The sequence below is a fragment of the Turicibacter sanguinis genome (genome assembly GCF_013046825.1).
Taxonomy (GTDB): Bacteria; Bacillota_I; Bacilli_A; order MOL361; family Turicibacteraceae; genus Turicibacter; species Turicibacter sanguinis.
This window is the reverse complement of sequence record NZ_CP053187.1, coordinates 634550-656777: the sequence shown is the minus strand read 5'-3', so window position 1 is coordinate 656777 and position 22228 is coordinate 634550. Positions and strand designations below refer to the sequence as shown.

General features: G+C 35.3%; 19 protein-coding genes and 1 riboswitch. Of the genes, 17 read left to right on the top strand and 2 right to left on the bottom strand.

What is annotated here, in order from left to right; translation table 11 throughout:
• The first annotated feature begins 310 nt into the window (after positions 1-310).
• The 7 genes from HLK68_RS03180 to HLK68_RS03150 all read left to right on the top strand — a co-directional run bounded on the left by HLK68_RS03180 (position 311) and on the right by HLK68_RS03150 (position 8398).
• Positions 311-1927 (top strand): peptide ABC transporter substrate-binding protein, encoded by a 1617-nt coding sequence (locus tag HLK68_RS03180; protein ID WP_006785948.1) that lies wholly within the window; start codon positions 311-313, stop codon positions 1925-1927.
• A gap of 158 nt (positions 1928-2085) precedes the next feature.
• On the top strand, positions 2086-3036 hold the full coding sequence (locus tag HLK68_RS03175) for an ABC transporter permease (RefSeq protein ID WP_006785949.1): 951 nt from the start codon (positions 2086-2088) through the stop codon (positions 3034-3036).
• A complete protein-coding gene (gene opp3C, locus HLK68_RS03170) occupies positions 3026-4036 on the top strand; it encodes an oligopeptide ABC transporter permease (protein ID WP_009607656.1) in 1011 nt (336 codons plus the stop codon). Before HLK68_RS03175 ends, opp3C begins: the two co-directional genes overlap by 11 nt.
• A gap of 12 nt (positions 4037-4048) precedes the next feature.
• On the top strand, positions 4049-5119 hold the full coding sequence (locus HLK68_RS03165; RefSeq protein WP_009607655.1) for an ABC transporter ATP-binding protein: 1071 nt from the start codon (positions 4049-4051) through the stop codon (positions 5117-5119).
• Entirely contained in the window at positions 5119-6033 is a 915-nt protein-coding gene (locus HLK68_RS03160; RefSeq protein WP_006785954.1) for an ABC transporter ATP-binding protein, read from the top strand. Before HLK68_RS03165 ends, HLK68_RS03160 begins: the two co-directional genes overlap by 1 nt.
• Before the next feature lie 428 nt (positions 6034-6461).
• Entirely contained in the window at positions 6462-7229 is a 768-nt protein-coding gene (locus tag HLK68_RS03155; RefSeq protein ID WP_009607654.1) for a TatD family hydrolase, read from the top strand.
• Between the two features lie 23 nt (positions 7230-7252).
• Entirely contained in the window at positions 7253-8398 is a 1146-nt protein-coding gene (locus HLK68_RS03150) for a S1C family serine protease (protein ID WP_132942598.1), read from the top strand.
• 33 nt (positions 8399-8431) lie between these two features.
• Here the strand turns inward: HLK68_RS03150 and HLK68_RS03145 are convergent, their stop codons facing one another.
• Positions 8432-8656, bottom strand: a complete 225-nt coding sequence (locus HLK68_RS03145) for a hypothetical protein (protein ID WP_009606894.1) — start codon at positions 8654-8656, stop codon at positions 8432-8434.
• Positions 8657-9059: 403 nt separating this feature from the next.
• On the opposite strand from HLK68_RS03145, the gene HLK68_RS03140 reads away from it, so the two are divergent.
• Complete coding sequence (locus HLK68_RS03140) at positions 9060-9377, top strand: hypothetical protein (protein WP_006783512.1); 318 nt, start codon at positions 9060-9062, stop codon at positions 9375-9377.
• 43 nt (positions 9378-9420) lie between these two features.
• Here HLK68_RS03140 and HLK68_RS03135 read toward each other — a convergent pair whose 3' ends face one another.
• Entirely contained in the window at positions 9421-11412 is a 1992-nt protein-coding gene (locus HLK68_RS03135) for a transglycosylase domain-containing protein (RefSeq protein ID WP_132942597.1), read from the bottom strand.
• Positions 11413-11668: 256 nt separating this feature from the next.
• A riboswitch (cyclic di-GMP riboswitch) is annotated at positions 11669-11752 on the top strand.
• Positions 11753-11804: 52 nt separating this feature from the next.
• Here HLK68_RS03135 and HLK68_RS03130 point away from each other — a divergent pair.
• The 9 genes from HLK68_RS03130 to HLK68_RS03090 all read left to right on the top strand — a co-directional run bounded on the left by HLK68_RS03130 (position 11805) and on the right by HLK68_RS03090 (position 22222).
• On the top strand, positions 11805-12470 hold the full coding sequence (locus HLK68_RS03130) for a prepilin peptidase (protein WP_132942596.1): 666 nt from the start codon (positions 11805-11807) through the stop codon (positions 12468-12470).
• Between the two features lie 92 nt (positions 12471-12562).
• Entirely contained in the window at positions 12563-14251 is a 1689-nt protein-coding gene (locus tag HLK68_RS03125; RefSeq protein ID WP_132942595.1) for a GspE/PulE family protein, read from the top strand.
• 11 nt (positions 14252-14262) lie between these two features.
• Positions 14263-15465 (top strand): type II secretion system F family protein, encoded by a 1203-nt coding sequence (locus HLK68_RS03120; RefSeq protein WP_132942594.1) that lies wholly within the window; start codon positions 14263-14265, stop codon positions 15463-15465.
• Between the two features lie 81 nt (positions 15466-15546).
• Positions 15547-16035, top strand: a complete 489-nt coding sequence (locus HLK68_RS14660) for a prepilin-type N-terminal cleavage/methylation domain-containing protein (protein WP_132942593.1) — start codon at positions 15547-15549, stop codon at positions 16033-16035.
• Between the two features lie 86 nt (positions 16036-16121).
• A complete protein-coding gene (gene pilM, locus HLK68_RS03110; RefSeq protein ID WP_132942592.1) occupies positions 16122-17267 on the top strand; it encodes a type IV pilus assembly protein PilM in 1146 nt (381 codons plus the stop codon).
• Between the two features lie 10 nt (positions 17268-17277).
• A complete protein-coding gene (locus HLK68_RS03105) occupies positions 17278-17826 on the top strand; it encodes a PilN domain-containing protein (RefSeq protein WP_132942591.1) in 549 nt (182 codons plus the stop codon).
• A gap of 1 nt (position 17827) precedes the next feature.
• A complete protein-coding gene (gene gspM, locus HLK68_RS03100) occupies positions 17828-19060 on the top strand; it encodes a type II secretion system protein GspM (RefSeq protein WP_132942590.1) in 1233 nt (410 codons plus the stop codon).
• Positions 19061-19068: 8 nt separating this feature from the next.
• Entirely contained in the window at positions 19069-20067 is a 999-nt protein-coding gene (locus tag HLK68_RS03095) for a type IV pilus modification PilV family protein (RefSeq protein ID WP_170837661.1), read from the top strand.
• Between the two features lie 16 nt (positions 20068-20083).
• The gene (locus tag HLK68_RS03090) at positions 20084-22222 is read left to right on the top strand and encodes a pilus assembly PilX N-terminal domain-containing protein (protein WP_132942588.1); all 2139 of its coding nucleotides are present in this window, start codon (positions 20084-20086) and stop codon (positions 22220-22222) included.
• The last annotated feature ends 6 nt before the right edge of the window (positions 22223-22228 follow it).

The following is a 22228-nucleotide window of genomic DNA, read 5'->3' as shown; positions in this document are numbered from 1 at the left end:
TTTAATGTCTAAGCGATGGCTTCTCTATAGATGATTAATAGGGGAATAACACATTGTGGATGGAAGAAAATCTTAAATAAATATTAAAAAGTCGTAAGATTTATTCTTACGGTTTTTATGTAGGAAAAGAAAAATTAATAGCGTTTTCTAGGAATGATGTGTAAATCTTGTGAATATAGTGAATTATACTTCGATTAGCGAAGGGGAAAATGCTATAATTCCTTGAATTTTGTATTTTTATGGGCTAACGAAGGGGAGTGAGGCTACATTTGTAGCCGTTATTACACTAGTATGAAAGGGGAGGAAACTTATGAAAAAGTTGCGAGTCTTAACTTTTATATTTTGTTGTGCAGTAACACTTGTTGCTTGTTCAGGGGGAGAAGAATCAAGTAGCAATGTGTTACGTGTTGCAAAAGATGTTGAGTTAGCATCAATGGATCAACATATTGCAACCGATGGGTTATCATTTGAGGTGATTGCCGCAACCATCGAAGGGTTATACACATTAGATGCAGCGGGAAGTGCCGTCCCAGCGATTGCGACAGGTTATGATCTGTCAGAAGACGGTTTAACTTATACGTTCCATCTACGTGAAGATGCTGCGTGGGATAATGGAACACCTGTTACAGCGAATGACTTTGTTTATGCTTGGCGCCGACTTGTTGATCCTGCCACAGCTTCTGAATATGCGTTCATCATGGATGTGGCAGCAGTTAAAAATGCGGCAGCGATTAATGCAGGTGAAAAACCATTAGAAGATCTTGGGGTTAAAGCGGTAGATGATTATACATTAGAAGTATCGCTTGAATTACCTGTACCATTTTTCTTACAGCTTATGGCGTTTCCATCATTCTTACCATTAAATGAGGCGTTCGTCACTGAGCAAGGAAGTAATTATGCGCAAAGTCCAGAAAGTTTACTTGCAAACGGACCATTTAAAATGACAGAGTGGATTCAAGGTAATAGTTTTAAAGTTGAGAAAAATGATTCTTACTATGCAAAAGATGACGTTCAACTAGATGGTATTGAGTATAAAATCATGAAAGATGCTCAAACTGCAGCGCTTGAATTTGAATCTGGAAACTTAGATATTGTTCGTTTAACAGGTGAAATTGTGGATCTTTATAAAGATAATGAAGCGTTCAATTTAATTCATGAAGGTTACTTATGGTATATGTCTCCAAACCATGAAGTGACTGAATTACAAAATGTGAATTTACGTCGTGCGTTAGCATTAGCGGTGAATAAAGAGCAATTAACCGATACAGTGTTAAATGATGGTTCGACTGTTGCAGATTTTATTGTGCCAGTTAGCTTAGCGACTGGACCAGATGCTAAAGATTTCCGTGAGACTTCTGATACTTATTTAGCTTATGATGCGGCTAAAGCAGGGGAATATTGGGAAGTGGCAAAGGCTGAGCTTGGAATCGATAGCCTAACACTTGAATTATTATTTGAAGATACTGATTCAAGTAAAAAATGTGCAGAGTTTATTCAATCAGAGTTACAAACAAATTTACCTGGATTAACGATTGAGTTAAAATCTCAACCGAAAAAACAACGTCTTGAGTTAATGCGTACAGGAGATTATGAACTTGGATTAACTCGATGGGGACCAGATTATGCAGACCCAACGACTTATTTAGATTTATTTATTACAGGGGTAACGAATAATTATCCGAATTATTCAAGTGAAGCGTACGATACGTTAATGGAACGCATTGATAAAGGGGATTTAGTTTACGATGTGGAAGCACGTTGGGAAGCGATGAAGGAAGCTGAAGCAATATTACTTGGTGAAGATGCAGCTTTAGCACCACTTTATCAACAAGGTAATACCTATTTAATTAATCCAAAATTAAAAGGTGTTGAAACTCACTCAGTAGGGGTTCCATTTATTTATCGAAATGCAAGTATAGAAGATTAAGCAAAAAATATTACAGGGAGATAACTCTCTGTAATATTTTTTACCATTTTGAAGGGGGTCTTAGTACGGAAGTTTTTATGATTAAGAGCGGTTATAGTCTAATTAAAGTTTTTACAGTGTAAAACTTATCTGGACCTATCTATACGGGGGTGATGGGGATGTGGAAATATGTGTTGAAGCGGTTAGCGATTTCGGTGGTCACCATTTTTTTGATTTTGCTATTTTTATTTTTAATGCTTGAATTGATGCCGGGCTCACCTTTTAATGATGAGAAGCTAACAGAGAGCCAACTGGCTTTGCTAAATGCAAAATATGGGCTCGATCAGCCGATTTTTACGCGATTTTTTAATTATTTGAAATTAGTCATTTTAGATGGAGACTTTGGGGTTTCTTATGCAATCCAAAAAGATGTCCCAGTGAGTACGTTAATTAGTGGGCGTGTGATGATTACGATTCGAATTGGACTTCAAGCGATTGTGCTTGGAACTATTATTGGGTTATGTCTTGGATTAGTGGCGGCACTTAAACGAAATACGTGGATAGATTCAACGGCAACCGTTATTTCAGTTATTGGGGTAAGTGTACCGTCTTATGTGTTTGCACTTGGACTTTGCTTTTATCTAGGATATAAATTAAAAATGTTTCCAATCACCTACAACATGAGTAAACCGATGATTTCAAGTATTTTACCGACCATTGCCTTATCGATGTTTGTTATTGCGAACGTGGCGAGGTTTTTACGTTCTGAAATGGTCGATGTCTTGAAATCTGATTATATGTTATTGGTTGAAGCTAAAGGTGTTAAGAAGATGCATCTTGTGTTTAAACATGGGCTTCGAAATGCTTTGATTCCAGTTATTACAGTCGTGGCACCTTTAATGGTGAGTTTAATGACGGGTAGTCTCGTGGTTGAGAAGATTTTTGCGATTCCAGGAATGGGAAGTCTTTTAGTGACTGCGATTCAGGTGAATGATTACAATGTCGTCATTGCACTTTCCTTCATTTACAGTATTTTATTTATTGGTGTGATGCTAGTTGTGGATATTTTATATGGAGTAATTGATCCAAGAATCCGTTTATCGAAAGAAGGTGGTAGTCATGAATCATAATCAAGATTTTTTACAAAATGATTTTGAACTAGTATTCCAAGATGAGGCGATGAAGACTGACATTGTTTACGAAGGACAGTCGTTTTGGAGAGATGTACTGCATCGATTTAGAAAGAATAAGGGGGCTGTAGTGGGAGCCTGCTTCATTTTATTTTTACTTATTATGGCTATTTTTGCGCCTATGCTTTCATCTCATGCATATGATTCGGTTATGATGGATCATGTGAACTTGCCACCACGTATTCCATTCCTCGAAAAATTAGGAATTTTTGATGGAACACATAATGGTGTGAATGTATATGAACAACGTGGACTTGAAAATGTCTATTATTTTTTCGGAACAGATACGCTTGGACGTGACATCTGGACACGTGTTTGGATTGGAACGCGAGTTTCTTTGTATATTGCAGCGCTTGCTGTTTTGATTGATATGGTGTTTGGGATGACTTATGGAATGATTTCTGGATATGTTGGGGGACGAACTGATATCTATATGCAACGTTTTATTGAAATTTTAAGTGGGATTCCTAACTTAGTTATCGTTACTTTACTAGTTATTATCATGAAACCAGGGATTATGTCGATTACGATTGCTTTGTTGATTACAGGGTGGATTGGCATGAGCCGTGTCGTGAGATCTCAAGTTTTAAAACTTAAGGAACTCGACTACATTCTTGCCTCTCGAACACTAGGGGTAAAAACGTTTGGAATTATTCGTCAGGATATTTTACCTAATATTTTTGGACAGGTCATCATCATGTCGATGTTCTCGATTCCGAATGCTATTTTTTATGAGTCTTTTTTAGCATTTATCGGTCTTGGGTTACAACCACCAATGGCTTCACTTGGAGTTTTAATTAGTGATGGATTTAAGTCATTACTTGCTTATCCACATATGTTGATGTTTCCTGTCGTAGTCTTAGCTATTTTAATGTTAAGTTTTAATATGTTAGCAGATGGACTTCGAGATGCCTTTGATCCAAAAATGAAAGATATGTAAGGGGGGGTGGATATGAGTGAAAGACGACGAGTGTTATCGATTCGTGATTTAGAGATTTCGTTTGGAACGACAGCTGGTAAGGTAAGTGCTATACGTGGGGTTCGCCTTGATTTATATCAGGGGGAGACGTTAGCGATTGTAGGAGAAAGTGGAAGTGGGAAATCAGTTACGACGAAAGCTATTTTAGGAATTTTGAGTGAGAACGGTCAGGTTGAGAAGGGAAGCATTCTTTTTTCGTACGACCGAGATGGTGAAGTGGTGACGCGTGATTTGACACAACTTACAAGTAAACAGATGCAAAAGCATATTAGAGGAAAGCGAATTGCGATGGTATTTCAAGATCCAATGACTTCTTTAGATCCAACTATGACGATTGGGCATCAGATTATTGAAGGAATGCGAGAACATTATAAGATTTCAAAGGATGAAGCTCGTAAGAAAGCCATTGAATTGTTAGAAATAGTGGGTATTACGGATCCTGAAAAACGTTATAAACAGTATCCACATCAGTTATCTGGTGGAATGCGTCAACGGGTCGTGATTGCAATTGCATTAGCTTGTGAACCGGAGTTGTTAATTTGTGATGAACCGACAACGGCGCTTGATGTTACGATTCAGGCCAAGATTTTGAAGTTATTAAAAGAGATTCAGGAAAAAACGAATGTTGCGATTATTTTTATTACCCATGATTTAGGGGTGGTGGCTAATATCGCTGATTATGTTGCGGTGATGTATGCCGGTAAGATTATTGAAAAGGGATCAGTTGAAGAGATTTTTTATGATCCAAGACATCCTTATACCTGGGGATTGTTGTCATCGATTCCAGATTTAGAATCGGATGATGAGTACTTATACACAATTCCAGGTTCTCCACCAAATTTATTGAATCAAGTTGAGGGTGATGCGTTTGCGCCAAGAAACGCGGTAGCTTTACATATCGACTATCGATTAGAGCCGCCTATGTATAATGTAGGAGGAAAGCATCGTGTAGCTTCTTGGTTAATGGATGAGCGAGCACCGCACGTTGAGATGCCCGAAGCGTTAAAACGTCGGATTGAGAAGATGAAGCGAGGTGGTCAGTAATGGAACCTTTATTAAAAGTAGAGAATTTATCGCAACATTTTAAAATTAATAAGCATTATACAGTAAAGGCTGTGAATGGGCTTAACTTTGAGATTTATCCTGGGGAAACGTTTGGTTTGGTTGGCGAAAGTGGAAGCGGGAAATCAACGACGGGACGCTCGATTATTCGTTTATATGAACCAACTTCAGGAAAAATTGTTTTTGATGGTGTGGATATCTCAGGAAAGTTAAGCAAAGCGGATGAGAAGCATTTAAGAACGAATATGCAAATGATTTTTCAAGATCCGATGGCGTCTCTTAATCCACGTAAAAAGGTACTTGATTTGATTGCTCAAGGAATTGATGTGCATCATTTATATCAGTCAAAAGAAGAGCGCAATGAACTGGTATTTAAGATGCTTGATAAGGTTGGACTCAGCCGTGATCATGCCTATCGTTATCCCCATCAATTTTCTGGTGGTCAACGTCAGCGTATTGGAATTGCAAGGGCCTTAATTATGGAGCCAAAGCTGATTATTGCAGATGAAGCAATTAGTGCTCTTGATGTTTCAATTCAGGCACAAGTGGTTAATTTGATGAAAAAGATTCAGAAGGAGACTGGGATTGCTTATTTGTTTATTGCGCATGATTTATCGATGGTCAAATATATTTCAAATCGAATAGGAGTTATGCATTTAGGTTATTTAGTTGAGGTTGGAACACGAGAAGATATTTTTAATAATCCAATTCATCCGTATACGAAATCATTATTATCAGCAATTCCAAATCCTGATCCGATTTATGAAAAGACACGAGAGATTTTGATATATGATTCAGATACTGTGGATTATTCAAAAGGGGTAAAACATCAAATTAGTGAAACGCATTCGGTGTTAGCAACGTCTGAAGAGTTAGCCCAATGGATTGAAGATTGACTATGATTCCAATCAGTTTATCTGATTGGAATTTTTTTATTGGAGTTTACAAACTTCGAGAAATTGATCCTATTTTAGGCTGATATTTGTCAGTTTTCAAGAAATACACGATGAAAACGGTCAGATTGTTATTTTATTTTTCATTATTTGAAAATTTATGACTTTATTTTTTCAAAATAAGATAGAGATTTAATATTATTTTAAGCAAGATTGTGTTTAATAGAGGTATAGCTCAAAGGAAAAACCTAATATTTTTATTGGAAATTTAACCTAAATTTAACCTGATTTTGATATAATGAAAACGACACTCTAAATTTTACATATTTTATAAATAAATATCATAAAATCCCCTGAAAATTCATGTATGATAAGGGTGTGTAATGAGGAAACTATGAAGAGTGATTTTGAGGTTAAAGATAGGTGATAATGTGCTTTTTGATACACATGTACATTTAAATGATAAGAAGTTTGAAGAAGATTTAATGGAAGTAATCGAACGTGCCAAAGACGAAGGTGTCTCAAAGATGTTAGTCGTGGGGTTTGATGCGAGAACGAACAAAAAAGCCATTGAGTTAGCCGAAGAATTCGATTTTATTTACGCAGCTGTTGGGTGGCATCCGGTTGATGCAATTTATTTAACGGATGAGTTATTTGAGGAGTTATCCAAACAGGCGATGCATCCTCGTGTGGTAGCGATTGGAGAATGTGGTCTTGATTATTATTGGGAGACGTCTCCACATGATGTTCAAAAGGAAGTGTTAATTCGCCAGATTCATTTAGCACAGTCAGTGAACAAGCCACTTGTGATTCATACGCGAGAATCGATTGCAGATACGCTTGAGATTTTGAAACAGTATGATGCTGCGTCAGTAGGTGGTGTGATGCATTGTTATAGTGGAAGTGTTGAAACAGCACGTGAGTTCATTAAGTTGAATTTTAAAATTTCATTAGCAGGACCTGTGACCTTTACAAATGGGAAAAAGCCACAGTCGGTTGCTCGTGAAATTCCACTTGAACATTTATTGATTGAAACGGATGCGCCTTATTTAACACCTCATCCACATCGTGGGCAGCGGAATGAACCTTTTTATGTTTCATTGGTGGCTAAAAAGATCGCTGAAGTTAAAGAAGTGCCTTATGAAGAAGTTTGTCAGCAGACGATGGCAAATGCCTGTGCTTTATTTAAAATCGGATAATTTATTGAAAGGTGGATGGTAGAATGAAAATGAATAAGGTTTTATACACATCTTTAGTTGTTTTAGTAACGGCGTGGAGTGTTTTCTTTATTGCGAACTTCTATTATGATAAAGCGAGCGTTGGGGGAAATACAGGAACGACTCAAACAACGGATAATAATAATCAAAATATTATTCAAGAAGTTGTAGAACGTGAAGTAGTAACTCAAGAATCTCAACGCATTGAAGCAATTCAAAAAGTATCGCCTGCTATTGTTGGTGTGGTTAATTTTGCAAATAACCGTACACAAGGTGAGGGATCAGGAATTATTTATAAAGCTGAAGGAGATACGGCTTATATTGTAACGAATCAACACGTTGTAGATAGCGGTGATTATTTTGAGGTTGTGTTCTCGAATGGTAATCGTTCTGAAGCCGAGTTATTAGGTAGCGATATTTATACAGATTTAGCAGTATTAAAAGTTTCTGATGTGACAGTTGATGCAGTAGCTGAGTTTGGTAGTACTGAAGATTTACAAGTAGGGCAAACGGTCATTGTAATTGGGAATCCTTTAGGATTAAACTTTGCAGGTTCTGCAACATCAGGAATTGTTTCTGGTAAGGATCGTACGGTTTCTGTTGATTTAAATAGCGACGGATATGATGATTGGGAAATGACTGTTTTACAAACAGATACGGCGATTAACCCTGGTAACAGTGGTGGAGCTTTAATCAATTTAGATGGTAAAATAGTTGGGATTAACTCAATGAAGATTGCAACAAGTTCGGTTGAGGGGATGTCTTTCTCGATTCCAACGTATGTTGCACTTCCAATTATTAATGATTTAGAAATTTACGGTGAAGTTCGCCGTCCACAACTTGGTGTTTATATTCAAGATATGAGTATGATTCCAGATCGTTTAAAAGAGATTTTAAATATTTCAACTGATCAAAAAACAGGTGTTTTCATTTATGAAGTATTTGATGGTGGTGTTGCTGAACAAATGGGAATTAAAGCTGGTGATGTGGTAACAGCGATTAATGGTGATTCAGTTGATGACGCAATGGCATTTAGAAAAAAATTATATGATTTCCGTGAAGGTGATGAAATCACATTAACGGTTGTTCGTGAACAACAAACATTAGATTTAAAAACAACGATTCAACCAGCTGATGTTGAAATTAGCTAATAAAAAAAGTCCAATCAATCGATTGGACTTTTTTTATTCTTTACTAGAGATACGATTTTTTTCTATTTTTTCTTCTAATTCATCGATATCATCGGCTAAATCTTCATTGTTTTCTTTGACAGTATCAAGAATATCTTCTGTTAGATCGACGGCAGCATCTTCGATAGCTGTGACAACTTTTCCTGTTCCTAAAATGATTCCTTCGGTTATTTGACCAGCTTCAAATTGTATTTTTTCTATTAAATTTTTGTCTTTCATGGGAATCCTCCTGACGTTAAATAAGTTGAATATAGAAGTCCAGATCAGTTTTTTATAGCTAAAGTTAGTATATGCTGAATTAGTTTAAAATATTTAGGCATTACTTGAGATGAACAGGTGAATAGATTATAAATGTTTTTGTTAGCTATTAATTGTGACTTGAAATAGATAAGAAATGTTTTTGTTTTGATATAGGTAATGAAGGCTTGATGGGGAGGAAGGATAAAGAAAGTTAATAAAAATTACTTAAAAAATGTCTAGATTTGCAACGTGTCGCATATGATTTAGTAAAGGTTAAATTATTCAAGTAACAATGGTATTAATCGAGTTTGTGAATGGACTATTTTTTATGTAAAAGTCGTTTTAAGTTAACCATTTAATTGATAAGAAGGGATCTGAGAGCATGCTTAAAACGTTTAATATTAACGAACATTACGAACCTACAGTTATTCCTTATCTACAGTCAAAGAAGAATCAATCTAATTATATTTGTAATTTAATTATTGCTGATATGGAACGTGAAGCGAAAAAGGTAGAGGAAGAGAATATTATTGATTTGATTAGGGCGGTTGTTAGAGAAGAGAATCAACGCTTAAAAGAGGAAATCAATAATATTTCAAAAGATGTGGATAATATTAAAGTGGATTTAAAGACAGAGTTTAAAGTACTTGAAGCAAAAATGCCTTATATTTTAAAAGAATATTTAGAAAACAAAAGATAAAAAGAAGATGTAAGAGTAGAAAGCTACTTTTACATCTTCTTTTTTAGTTTGCGTTATCCACAATAGTTGTTTCTTTTTCATGAGCTGAACATGTCGTTGTTGGGATATTTCCTTTTTCATAATAAAGCGTTACTTTTTTATCGCAGTCATCTGCTGCAAGGTACCCAGATACGGGTTCGATTGAAACTGGAACAACGTTTTTAGGTGTTTCAAACCAAGTCGATCCACTTTCTTTTAATGAGTTTTCCATGACAGATGCCCAAATATTTTTGGCATATCGATTGACTTCAACACCATCGAGTGTCTGACCTTCATCGTATCCAGTCCAAACGGTTGTCACAAGTTCAGGAGTATATCCAATCATCCAAGAATCGGTGTTTGTTGTTCCACTTTTACCAGCATATCGGTGGGTAAGTTCTGGGATAATAGATAGTCCTGTTACAGATAGATGATTGTTTTGATTAATATCAAACATTCCAGTCATCATTTCATTCATGATATACGTTTTGGTTTGATCTAAAACTTGTTCACCTTGAGAGGCTTGATCTTTATACACATAGAAGCCACGTCCATCTGTAATTTCAGTTACAAATTTTCGTTCAACACTTTGTCCGTTATTAGCAAAGATACTATAGGCCTCGGCCATTTCCATAATATTTATTGAACTAACTCCAAGAATAGCGGATGGAATCTGTGGAATTTCTTCTTCGATTCCAAAGCGTTTCACGGTTTCAGACAGGACATCCATTCCTAAAAACATGTGCGTTTTAACTGCAAAGATATTGTCAGATACAGCAATGGCATTAGCCATTGAAATTTCGTCGTAAGCATAGGCACCTGAGTAGTTTCCAGGTGTATAAGTGTTTGCTCCATCATTATAAGTGAAAGATGTAGGTTCATTCATAAAGGTGGTTGAAGGGGTGAATCCATACTCAAGGGCGGCGTAATAGAGAAATGGCTTCATCATAGAACCGATTTGACGTCGACTATATAACGCTCGATTAAATTGAGAGGTTTCGTAATTGGTTCCACCACTGAGAGCTTTCACATATCCAGTTTGAGGGTCCATAACGATGACGGCTGTTTGAACTCCCTCTTGTTTAATCGTGTCTTCAATAGCATCGTTGACATAAGTTTGAATCTCGCGATCAAGCGTCGTGCAAATATTTAAATGACGATAGGACATCATTTGTCCATCTAGCAGTTTATCCACTTCACTTAAAACAGCATCGACATAATATGGGGCATCATATTCAAGTGCTTCTGGATGTTCCCCAATAATGGTTGCCTCTGTGTTAAGCGCAAGATCGTATTCTTCTTGTGTAATATAGTCTTCAACGAGCATTGATTTTAGCACGATTTGTTTTCTTGACATGGCATTTTCGTAGTTGATGAGTGGAGAGTAGTAGCTAGGACCTTTTGGAATCCCAACTAAAACAGATGCTTCTTCGAGTGTGAGTTCACTCGCATGTTTGTCAAAGTAGAATAAGGCTGCATCTTCAATTCCATAGTTACCATGACCGAAGTTAATTGTATTTAAATAACCTTCTAAAATGGTCTCCTTATCATAGGCAATTTCAAGCTTCAATGCATAAAATGCCTCTTTAATTTTTCTTTCCCATGTTTTATCAAAGTCCGAGAATAAATTACGAGCATACTGTTGGGTAATCGTTGATGCACCTTGAGATTTGCTTCCAGTCGTTATGTTAACTAAAACGGCTTTTGCAATGCGAATTGGATCAAATCCCATATGATTATAAAAATTACGGTCTTCGGTCGCAATAAATCCATCAATCACGTAAGGAGAAATTTCATCGAGTGTAACCCAGTTTTGATTTTTAGGGTATGTTTTTTCTAAAAAGACTTCTCCATCTGAATCATAAAAAGTAATGGTTGTATTGACGTTAATGTCTGGGGCAGGGAGATATTTAAAATATTGATAAACGGTTAGTCCCAGGATTGCCACTAACTCAATTCCCATAATCATTGTTACAACTAAATATTTGGTCTTAAAAAATGTGGATAACTTTTTCACATAACTTCACCTCAGAAGTTAGTTTATCCAGATATTTCTAAAATATTTACAAATTAAGGGATAAAGTTATAAAAATGTTATTTAATTGAAATTCAGGAATCGAGGGTTAATTAAATAATATTAGAATTCTGAGAATTAATGGATTATTTTTTTGATGCAATCGTTTTAGTTATTAATGAAAAATTTGTAAAAGAATAAAAATTGTTGTGATAGAAATACTCTAAAAAAATTGATGTTTTTTTGAAAAGATGATATTATTTTAGTTGGAAATGTTGAAATATGTCCTGTATTTGGGTACCTGGGACATATGGAGTTATTGGTACAACCGGCTGCCTTTTTTGTGGAGCCGTTTTTTTTTATGCTTAAAATTAAGGAGAAAAGGACGGTTAGACATGATCAGTATTATTTTAATTATGAGTCTTTGCCTAGGTCCAATGATAAAAATAGCAGCTACGGGATTAATCGAAGAGCTACCGATGGCAAGCTGGAAGATACATTTTAATCAGAAAGAAATCATAGATAGTTTATTACTTTCTGCATTAATAGGAAGTATAGGAATTTCTCTTTATCAAAAATATGGTTTACAGTTAGACTTGTATAAATATTTATTTTTTACAGTTTTAATGATTTTGATTGGTTTGATTGATTTTAAAACGACTTATGTGTATCGATCAACAACTTTAATTACCGCATTAGGCGGATTATTATTTATGGGGATAGAAAGTTTTAAATCCCAAGCATGGCCAGTAGATGATTTGATGGGTGCATTCATTGGATTTGGTGTGATTGGATTAATTGTAGTTTTAACACGCGGGATGGGCGAAGGCGATATTGAAATTGCAGCATTAGCTGGCTTATATCTTGGAACTCAAGGATTGGTGATTACTTTATTTTTGGGATTTGTTTTAGGTGGTATCGTTGGGGCGATATTATTAAGTTTAAAATTAAAAGGAATGAAAGATGAAATGGCTTTTGGTCCCTATCTGGTAATGGGATCTTTTATTGCGATGTTAATGGGACAAAATATTATAGAATTTTATCTGAATTTAATTTATTAATTTAGGAAAAAAGGTAAAATATTGAAGAAAATGTTATTTTATTGTATAATTGTAGTAATTTTTGACATTTTCGCAACATGTGGAGGAAGGATATGGGGTTAGCTGAAAAAAGACGTCTAGGAGATATATTAGTTCGAGCTGGAAAGATTAATCATTTTCAGTTACAAGAAGCTTTAAAGAATCAAAAGATTCTGGGTAAAAAGCTAGGAGAGATTCTAGTTGATCAAAAGATTATAACAGAACTTGATATTATTGAGGCAGTTGAAGAACAAACAGGGATTCAGCAAGTCAATTTAAATAATATTGATTTTGATAAACATGCGATTAAGGCTATTTCTCAAAATTTATGTGAGAAATACGGATTAGTTCCATTTGAAATGGATGTTCATAAAATTAAAGTTGCCATGGCTGACCCATTAAATATTTTTGCGATTGACGATATCTCAATTGCAACAGCCCTTGAAGTTGAAGTTTACATTGCCCCAAAAAGTGATATTTTTAAATTTATTAAGATTATTTATACGAGTGAAGAAGTTTCTAAAGCAGCAGAAGCTTTAACAAAGGAATCATTACAAACTCGTTTAATGACAACCAATATTGAAGATTTAGAAGATGTGAAAAATGCACCTGTTGTTAAAATGGTTGATTTCTTATTTAGAAACTCAATTGAAATGCGTGCTTCAGATATTCACATTGAACCTTTTGAACATGAGATTCGTATTCGTTATCGTATTGATGGTGATTTACGTCTAGTTAATACACTAGGAATTGAATCATTAGCACCACTTGTTGCACGTATTAAAATTTTAGCAGGTCTCAATATTGCTGAAAAACGTGTGCCTCAAGATGGTCGTATTATGATGCGAATTGGAGAGTATGATGTTGATTTACGTGTTTCGATTTTACCCGTTGTAAGTGGGGAGAAAATTGTAATTCGTATTTTAAATCGTTCATCATACCAGTTTGGTCGAGAACGTCTAGGACTTAGTGGCGAAAATATCGAGAAACTTGACCGTATTTTATCGAATCCACACGGCATCATACTTGTAACAGGTCCAACAGGAAGTGGAAAATCAACGACTCTATATACGATTTTAGAAGATTTAAATACAGATAAAGTAAATATTGTCACGGTTGAAGATCCGGTCGAGTATACGTTAAATGGTGTAAATCAGGTTAATGTAAATACAAAAGCTGGTTTAACGTTTGCTAGTGGTCTTCGAAGTATTTTACGTCAGGACCCTGATATTGTCATGATTGGTGAGATTCGTGATGAAGAAACAGCGAAAATTGCAACACGTGCTGCGATTACAGGTCACTTAGTTTTAAGTACACTTCATACAAATGATGCCCCAACAACGATTAATCGTTTAGTTGATATGGGAGTTGAATCTTACTTAGTAGCATCTTCGATTACGGGGGTTATCGCACAACGTCTTGTTAAGAAGATTTGTCCGCATTGTAAGGAAGCCTATGAAGCTTCAGTACACGAAAAGAACTTCTTATGCGAAGATCCATTAAAACCACTGACTTTATATAAGGGAGTGGGATGTGGTCATTGTCAACAGACTGGCTATATTGGTCGTACAGGAATTTACGAGATTATGGAGATTACGAAGGCACATCGAGAAGCGATTGCTCAAAACAAAGATGCAACGGTACTGAGAGAAATTTCACTTCAGCATCATATGAGATTACTTGCTGATGAATGTAAGATATTAGTCATGGATGGTATCACAACGCTTGAAGAGTTGGCGGATGTGGCAGTCTTTGAACGTTAGGGGGAGAGTATGTGGCGAAGTTTAAGTATCGCGCGTTAACTTCTACGAATGAAAAGGTAGAAGGTGTGTATGAAGCGAAGTCGAAAGATGAAGTATTGGCGATTATTTCGTCAAATGGCTATTACCCTTTAATGATTGAGGAAGTCATCGAAAGTACAAATATTAATTTGGGTCTTAAAAAGAAAGTTAAACTCAAGGATATTGCGGTATTTTGTCGTCAGTTTTACACGATGGTCGATGCCGGAGTTCAGATTGATAACTGTTTGGATATCTTGTCAACACAGTTAACGCATCCTGAACTTAAAAAAGCTTTAACACAGGTTCATGAAGATGTGCAGCGCGGAGAGTCATTGTATGAATCGATGTCAAAGCATGAAGAGGAGTTTCCAGAATTGCTGCTGAAGATGATTCAATCGGGAGAGGTCAGCGGGAATTTGGATACGATTTTGCTACGTATGTCTGTGTACTATGAAAAAGAAAATAAGATGAATGCTAAAGTTAAAAATGCAATGATATATCCATCGATTCTAGCAATTGTAGCAGCAGGAGCTGTGACAGTTATTTTAACATTCGTCATGCCCACATTTATCGAAATGTTTAATGAGATGGGAGTCGAACTTCCTTGGTTAACAAAAGCACTCCTTTGGACAAGTGATTTTATGACATCCAATGCTTTAGTGCTGATTGTCAGTGTATTTGCCATCAGCTTCGTATATCGAATGTATTCACGTACGGATCATGGGAAATACACAATGAGTCAATTAAAATTGGCATTGCCTATTGTGAAACCATTGAATCAAAAAATTATTGTTTCAAGGTTTACAAGAACGTTATCAACACTGCTTTCGAGTGGGATGCCATTAGCGCAATCCATTCAAATTGTCTCGGAAGTTGTTCAAAATACAGTCGCAGAACAAGCCCTTTTAACAGTTCGAGATGAACTTGTTAAAGGGGAGGGACTAAGCGGTCCGATGAAAGATGCTGGAATTTTTCCACCGATGTTATCTTCTATGATTCATATCGGGGAAGAAACAGGAGCATTAGATGAAATACTAAATAAAACAGCCGATTTTTATGACGATGAGTTAGAGGCACAAATTCAAGCAACAACTGCTTTAATTGAACCATTACTTATTGTAGTCATGGGGATCATTATCGGGGCTATTGTTTTAGCTATCATGATTCCAATGTTTGAGATGTACACTCAAATGTAAATGATTCAGGCCAATCCCTAAAGATGACATGCACACTTTGGGTTGGAATATAAAAAGTAGAGATTATGGGAGGAAAAAACTATGAACAAACGTAACAAAAAACGCGGATTCACGTTAATTGAGTTAATTATCGTAATCGCAATTATCGCCATTTTAGCGGCAATCGCTGTACCAGCATTCGGACAAATCCGTCAAAAAGCAAATGTGTCAGCTGATATCGGAAATGCACGTTCAATTTATTCAGTTGTTACTTCATTAGTTGCCGAAGAAACTATCACATTACCAAACAATGGTACAGGAGCTGATGCTTCAACTCGAGAAACATTCTCTTACTATGATTTAAAAAATTTACCAACAAGTATTAATTTAGTTGAAAGTCATTTAGCAGGCGTTTCAGCTCCAAAAACATATCAAGGAACAGAATTTTTAGTGGGATTAAATGGGAATGGTGAAGTTAAAATTTTAGTAGTTGAAGATGATAATGCTACTGTAGCAGTAGACCAGGCTACTGTAGATGCAGCTAATGCTGTAGAAATTTATCCTAATCCAAAAGATCGTTACGCACAATAATAATTTTATTTAATAGTAGAGTGTAAAGCTTCGGCTTTACACTTTCTTATATCAATATCAAGTTTAGAAATATGGGGTGAGAGATTATGTCTGAGAAAAAGAAGTTTGATTTTAAAGAGTTAGCGCAGATGGATATTAAGGATTTATTTAAGAAGAAGGCACCAACTAAAGTTAAAGAAAAGAAATCTAAGCCAATGCTAAAACCTGTTGTTTCATTTGACTTTGGATCAGAGAGCATTAAGGTGGTCGAAGGTCGTTATATTCGTGAACAGTTACAGGTGACGAATTGTTTTTCAGTTGAAACGCCACTAGGTGCGATTGAAGACGGGCGTATTGTAAATGTTAGTTTATTAGTGACGGCTTTATCTAAAGCATTAAGTGATCATGGTGTGAAAGCTAAGGATGCGATTGGTTGTTTAAATTCAACTCAAATTATTAATCGTGAGTTATTAATTCCAGTGGTTGCGTCAGATGAGATGGAAACCGTTGTTCGTTATGAGATTCAACAGTTCTTACCGATTAATTTGTCTGATTATTTAATTCAATATGTGATTTTAGGTGAAGTGGAAGTCATGGGGGAGAAGCGTTTAAAGTTAAATGTTATTACATTCCCTGAAAAAATGGCGAGAAGCTATTATGATTTATTAAAAGAATTAGGATTTAAACCTTATGCGTTAGATGTGAGTTATAACGCGATTAGTAAGTTAGCGACTTATAGCGATTTATTAGAACAAGTTACGACAGCAGAAGGTACGGTTGCTTTTGTTGATATGGGAGCCCAATCAATTGATTTAAATATTTTTACGGATGAAAATATTCAATTTACTCGTTTAATTAAATCTGGTGGCGCAATCATCGATGAAAAATTAAATCAATTACCGGATATGTCAATAAAATCAGCGGTATCTTTAAAGCAAGAAGCTGATTTAAGAGAAATTGGAAGTAGTAATCTCGTACAGCGTGCTATCATTCTATCAATTGATGAAATGTTATATGAGCTTGAGCGAGTGTTACAGTTTTATCGCAATAAAGCAGTAGGAAATACGATTGATCATGTTTATCTATTAGGTGGTTTATCGCACTTAAAAGGCTTAGAAACTTATATGGAAAATCGTTTGAATACGCCAGTTTCAAAACTTAAAGATATTAGTTTAACGGATGTTAATCAAGCGTTAACTCCGGATGTTTTAGGAGATTATGCGAATGCACTTGGTGCAATGATTCGCTTTTAGGGGGTGTGGTATGAGACGAGATATTAACTTTTTTAGTACCTATCAAAATGAGCGATATAAACAGAAAAATCAAAATATTTACAGTTATGTTTTAGTGGGAGTCGTCGGTTTGTTTGTAATTGGAACATTTACCTATAATCAAGTTCAAATTTCAAACATTAATCACCAAATTGATGAATTAGAAAGCAAACTTTTAGATCCTGCCATTCAAGAACAAATTAAAGAATCAGACCTTGCCTTTAAGTTATCAGAAGTACTGGGGCAGTATGATAATGGATTAACCTCACTGTTAACCAGTATTGAATCACGTGATTTAATCACGACTCAGAAGCTAGATTTAATTAGTTCGACGATTCCATCTGAAGTTCAGTTTGGAAGTTTGAGTATTACGAATACGAATATTACAATCTCAGCTACCTCGACATCACGCACGGCGATTGCAGAGGTTCAACATAATTTAAAACAATTAGATTTTATTGCGGATGTGTATATCGGCTCAATTGGTGGCACGGATACGTATAGCTTTAGTTTAAATTGTACGTTAAAGGATGTGAACTAAGATGAAGATTAGTCAAAGAGAAAAGTATTTATTAATGGTGGTCGGGTGTGTCTTAGTTGTTGTTCTTTATTATCAATTTGTGTTAACACCTCAAAAAGAGAAAGTTGCAACGCTTGAGGGACAATTAATGGAAGTTCAAGCACGCTATGATCAAGTCATGTCAAATATCGCAACATTGCCACAACGACAGGAAAAAATTAAGGGACTAACAGCTAGTATTAGCGAGCGGACATCAGCTTATTATCCGACGCTCATTCAGGAAAAAATTATTTTAGAGTTAGACGAAATAATTGAAAAGACAGGAATTAAGGCAACATTTTCGTTTTCAACGATTAGTGCGCAAACAGTACAAGGACTGACGGCGGGCGAGTATGTGAAGCCACAGAGTTCATTAGAACCATTGGTGGACGAGATTAAAGGATTGCAATCAGGTAGTCAACAAGATTCTTCAACCGAGGCAAATCAAGATGCATCTAACGAATCTAACGTAGGAACGTCGTCTGCTAGTGCCGAGGTTTTAACGGTTTCGATGACGTTTAATGGAAGTTATGAGGTAGTTAAAACGTTTATTGATACGATTCAGAATTGGAAATACAATTTAGTGATTACGAATTTATCGTTGAATCCACAAAGTGAGACGGAGGTAGCGGGAAGCTTTAATTTAGAATTTTACGGGGTACCGAAGTTGCAAAATCAGGACCAAGCATATTTGGATTGGACGTTAAATAATACGTATGGTAAAGAGATGCCGTTTTCAACGGGTGTAGCAAATGGTGCTTATCATACAAGTATTGAAGAGTTGGCCTCTTTAGGGATAAGGGTAAATGATCTAATGATGGTTGTTCGTTCAAGTGCATCGGATATGCCGAGTGTTACGGTAGGTCAAGCGAATGATGAAACGCGTCAGTCTTATTTATTCTCGGATTCTTCAGAGGTTGAAAGTGTTGAGATTCAGTTTTCACAAGAAGGTGAGACTTATTATTATAAGTATTTTTTAGGTGATCAATCTTATCCGATTGAGTTATCTAAAGGTGTTGAGTTTACACCGGGTAATACGATTAATCTTCAAATTTTAAGTGAAGAGCGTGTGACGTTATCAGATAATTCAGGAGTAGCAGTTAAAATTTTAAATCAAACAGATAAAACAGTAGATGTTGAAATTAAGAATGATGATACGGTAACCCCACGTGTGACGATTTTAAAAGATGGGGCAGTAAATATAAATAACAAGTAGGGATGGAGATGCAAAATCAAGAATCACAACTAAAAAGGCGAAAGACTGTAGGAAAAATCCTACAGTCTATCTGTACATATAAAGGGAAAAATAAAGGATTGACTTTGATTGAAGTTGTCATTAGTTTAGCTATTTTTTCGTTGTTAGCTATACCAGTTTCGGGATTTGTTAATTCGAGTATTAAGATGAATAAGAAGTCTGAAGTGAAGCAACAGGCAACGTTACTGGGACAAAGTATTTTAGAAGAGTTAGCAAGTGTTGATAAATTAGTAGTTGGCGTGAATCAGTTATTTGGCAAAAGTGATGTTGAAATTTTAGAATCAGACTCTTGTGAAGGAAGTCAGTATTGTATTAAGGAAGTAGCGTTACAAGAGTTTTATATTGATATTGATTTTAATGATTTAGGTATAGAACAAGGTAATCGTCTTTTAATAGAGACGAATGCCTCTACGCCAGAGAAAGAATTGTTTATCTTAGTAGAAAATAAAAATATTATGGGTCAAATAAAGAACAAGCAAGAAAGTAAGATTGATAAACAAGATAAAGATGAGTTAATTATTACGATTGATGGAAATCGAAAAGTGTTAATATCCAATAATCGAGAATCTAAATATTTAGAAGGAACTTTGACGATTGGAAATCTTTTAATTGAATTTCATAATAATAATCAAAGTCATGGGCTGAGTAAAGTCAAGATTAATAATAGTAGTGATTTAGCGATATATGGATGTATTAGTAATAAGGATGCCGGTGGACATATTCAGATAACTGAAGATAAGATTGAGGCAGTTGGTAAGGTTGATATTCAGGTGTTAGAAGGAGAAGCAGTTTGCAAATTTAGTATTTCTGAAGGTGATGAAAGTGGTGACGATAATAATGGGAATATTATTCCCCCACAGGCTACAGATTCATTAGATTTATTTGAAGTACAGCTAAAGGTGTATAAACCTGATTCAACAGATTTATTATTTAAAGGAACTCGAGTAGTACCATTAAAGTTTGAATAAGTAAGGGGGTTAGAGGTTGAAAAGGAAAGGTTCAAGTTTAATTACAGTTATGATTTTTATGATGTTTTTAATGATTGTTGGTGGAACGGCAGTTACGACAACGATGATGGATTATAAGTCTCGAGTAAATGAGAGTTATCGTGTTGAGAATCTTTATGGAGCTGAGTCGGGACTTGAAATTGCATATGATATTTTATTAAAAGCATCAGATTATGCAATTAATGAGGCGATAGAAGTAACGAACGCTAGATTAGCAACTGAATCCAATAATCGTTCAACTGATCCCGTTGATTTAAATGTGCTATTTAAGAGTACGTATTTCAAGGCTTTGTTTGATAGGGGTTATAAACATGAACCTAATCAATATGTTGAAGATGGTTTAGTATCCTATTTATTAACAAATTTAGTTTATCCGATTGTAAATGATGTTTCACAGCTAACATTTAAAAGTTCAGATTTTAATCCCAAGGATAAAGAAATAAAGATTGAAGTGGAACTTTTAGATGAATCAGGTCAGATAATGACCGATTTAGTCACAAATCAAACAAAATTCAAAGTAAAAGTAACGTCAATATTTAAATCTGATGAAGATAACACTCAAATGAGTGTTAATGAGAGGAAAGTCTCAAGAATATTTGAATTCCATATTCCGAATTATACTCAATATTTAGTTGATATATATCCTGTTTTTAATGGAAAAGCTTTGACTGTTGATGGAAATCTAACCATAGCAGGAAATGATACGAGTAAAGTAAAACTTGATGTGACTGGGGATGTTTGGGTTGGTGGAAATCGTTGTGTTAATCAATTAGAGAATTGTTCAACTATTGTCAATGATGTGACGTATGAAAAATATAGTAATGGTATTTTGATTGATAAAGCAGATTTTACGTTGAATGGTGTATTGGCAACGGATGAAACATTAGCGATATATGATAAAGCAATTGTTTTATTAAATGGAAATGTTTATGGACGTAATATTTATATTGGTAGAAAAAATGTAGCCGCTACATCAGATGATGTGAGATTAGAGGTAATTGGGAAGAATGATACGAAGTATGATGTGGTGTTATCAAATGATTTAACAATCAACGGGAGTCCTAATTTCACGAAAGCTTCAAGTGTTGTGATAGATAAATTTTATGGATTTTCAAATAAGAATGTTACGGATCAGGATATTCCTTTAGATAAGACACAGCAATTATCCAAGGAGTCGAGTAGTATTTTGGTCAATGCGGAAGGCGCATCAGTTGAAATTACAGATGAAGCTTATATTGGTGGATTAGCGTTTATTGATGTAGCGGATTCGAGTGGAAATAAATATCAGACAGGTGAGTCTGTTGCCATTAAGCCTAATTATTTAGCGTATACCCAAGTTGTTGAAGAGTATGCTTCAGAATTAACATTCCGTTATTATAATCCTTTGATGCTAGTAGAAAGCTTACCTGAAGGTGTATCGAAAAGTGACTATTTTGTTAAAGTTTCTGAAGGTAATTTATTAACAATGGATGCGGGTGGAATTAAACTGCCTACTAATCTTTATTCAGCAGGTGCTATTGTATCAGTGAATGGAGTTCAAGGAACAACAGGCCAAACTGAAGTAGGTGAATTAATTCGAGTTGCTAAAGAAAAGGATTATAAATTGAGTGTTTATGATATGGGAGGAGTAACTGATTCTAATATTTTAAAACGTACGGTTGCGAATCAGATTATTTGGACTGCTAAAGGATTTGAAACGCCAGTTACTCAAACAGATATTGGAACTATCGTATTAAATGGCGATAAAAATCTAAAGGTTATAATTAGTAAACATGCTGGACAAGTTTATGTTCAAATTGGTAGTAGTGAGCGACAACAGATAAAAGACAATTATTTATTTTTAGTGACGAAAGGTGATGTTGAAGTCCAGGGAGATGTTGAATTAACTGGAAACCTTATAGTTGGTGGACATTTAGATATAAAACAAGCAAATTCAAAGGTGAATTTAAAATATGATGAAGTATTTATGAAAAATATTTTAGCAACAAATGCAGAGTTATTTAATGGATTATTTATTGATTCTGGAAAAGTTTCGACGTCTATTGAATCAACAGAGACTCCAGATTATAGTGCAACAGCGATTATTTCTAAAGGTCGTTGGGAACTTGTGAAGTAGTGGTGT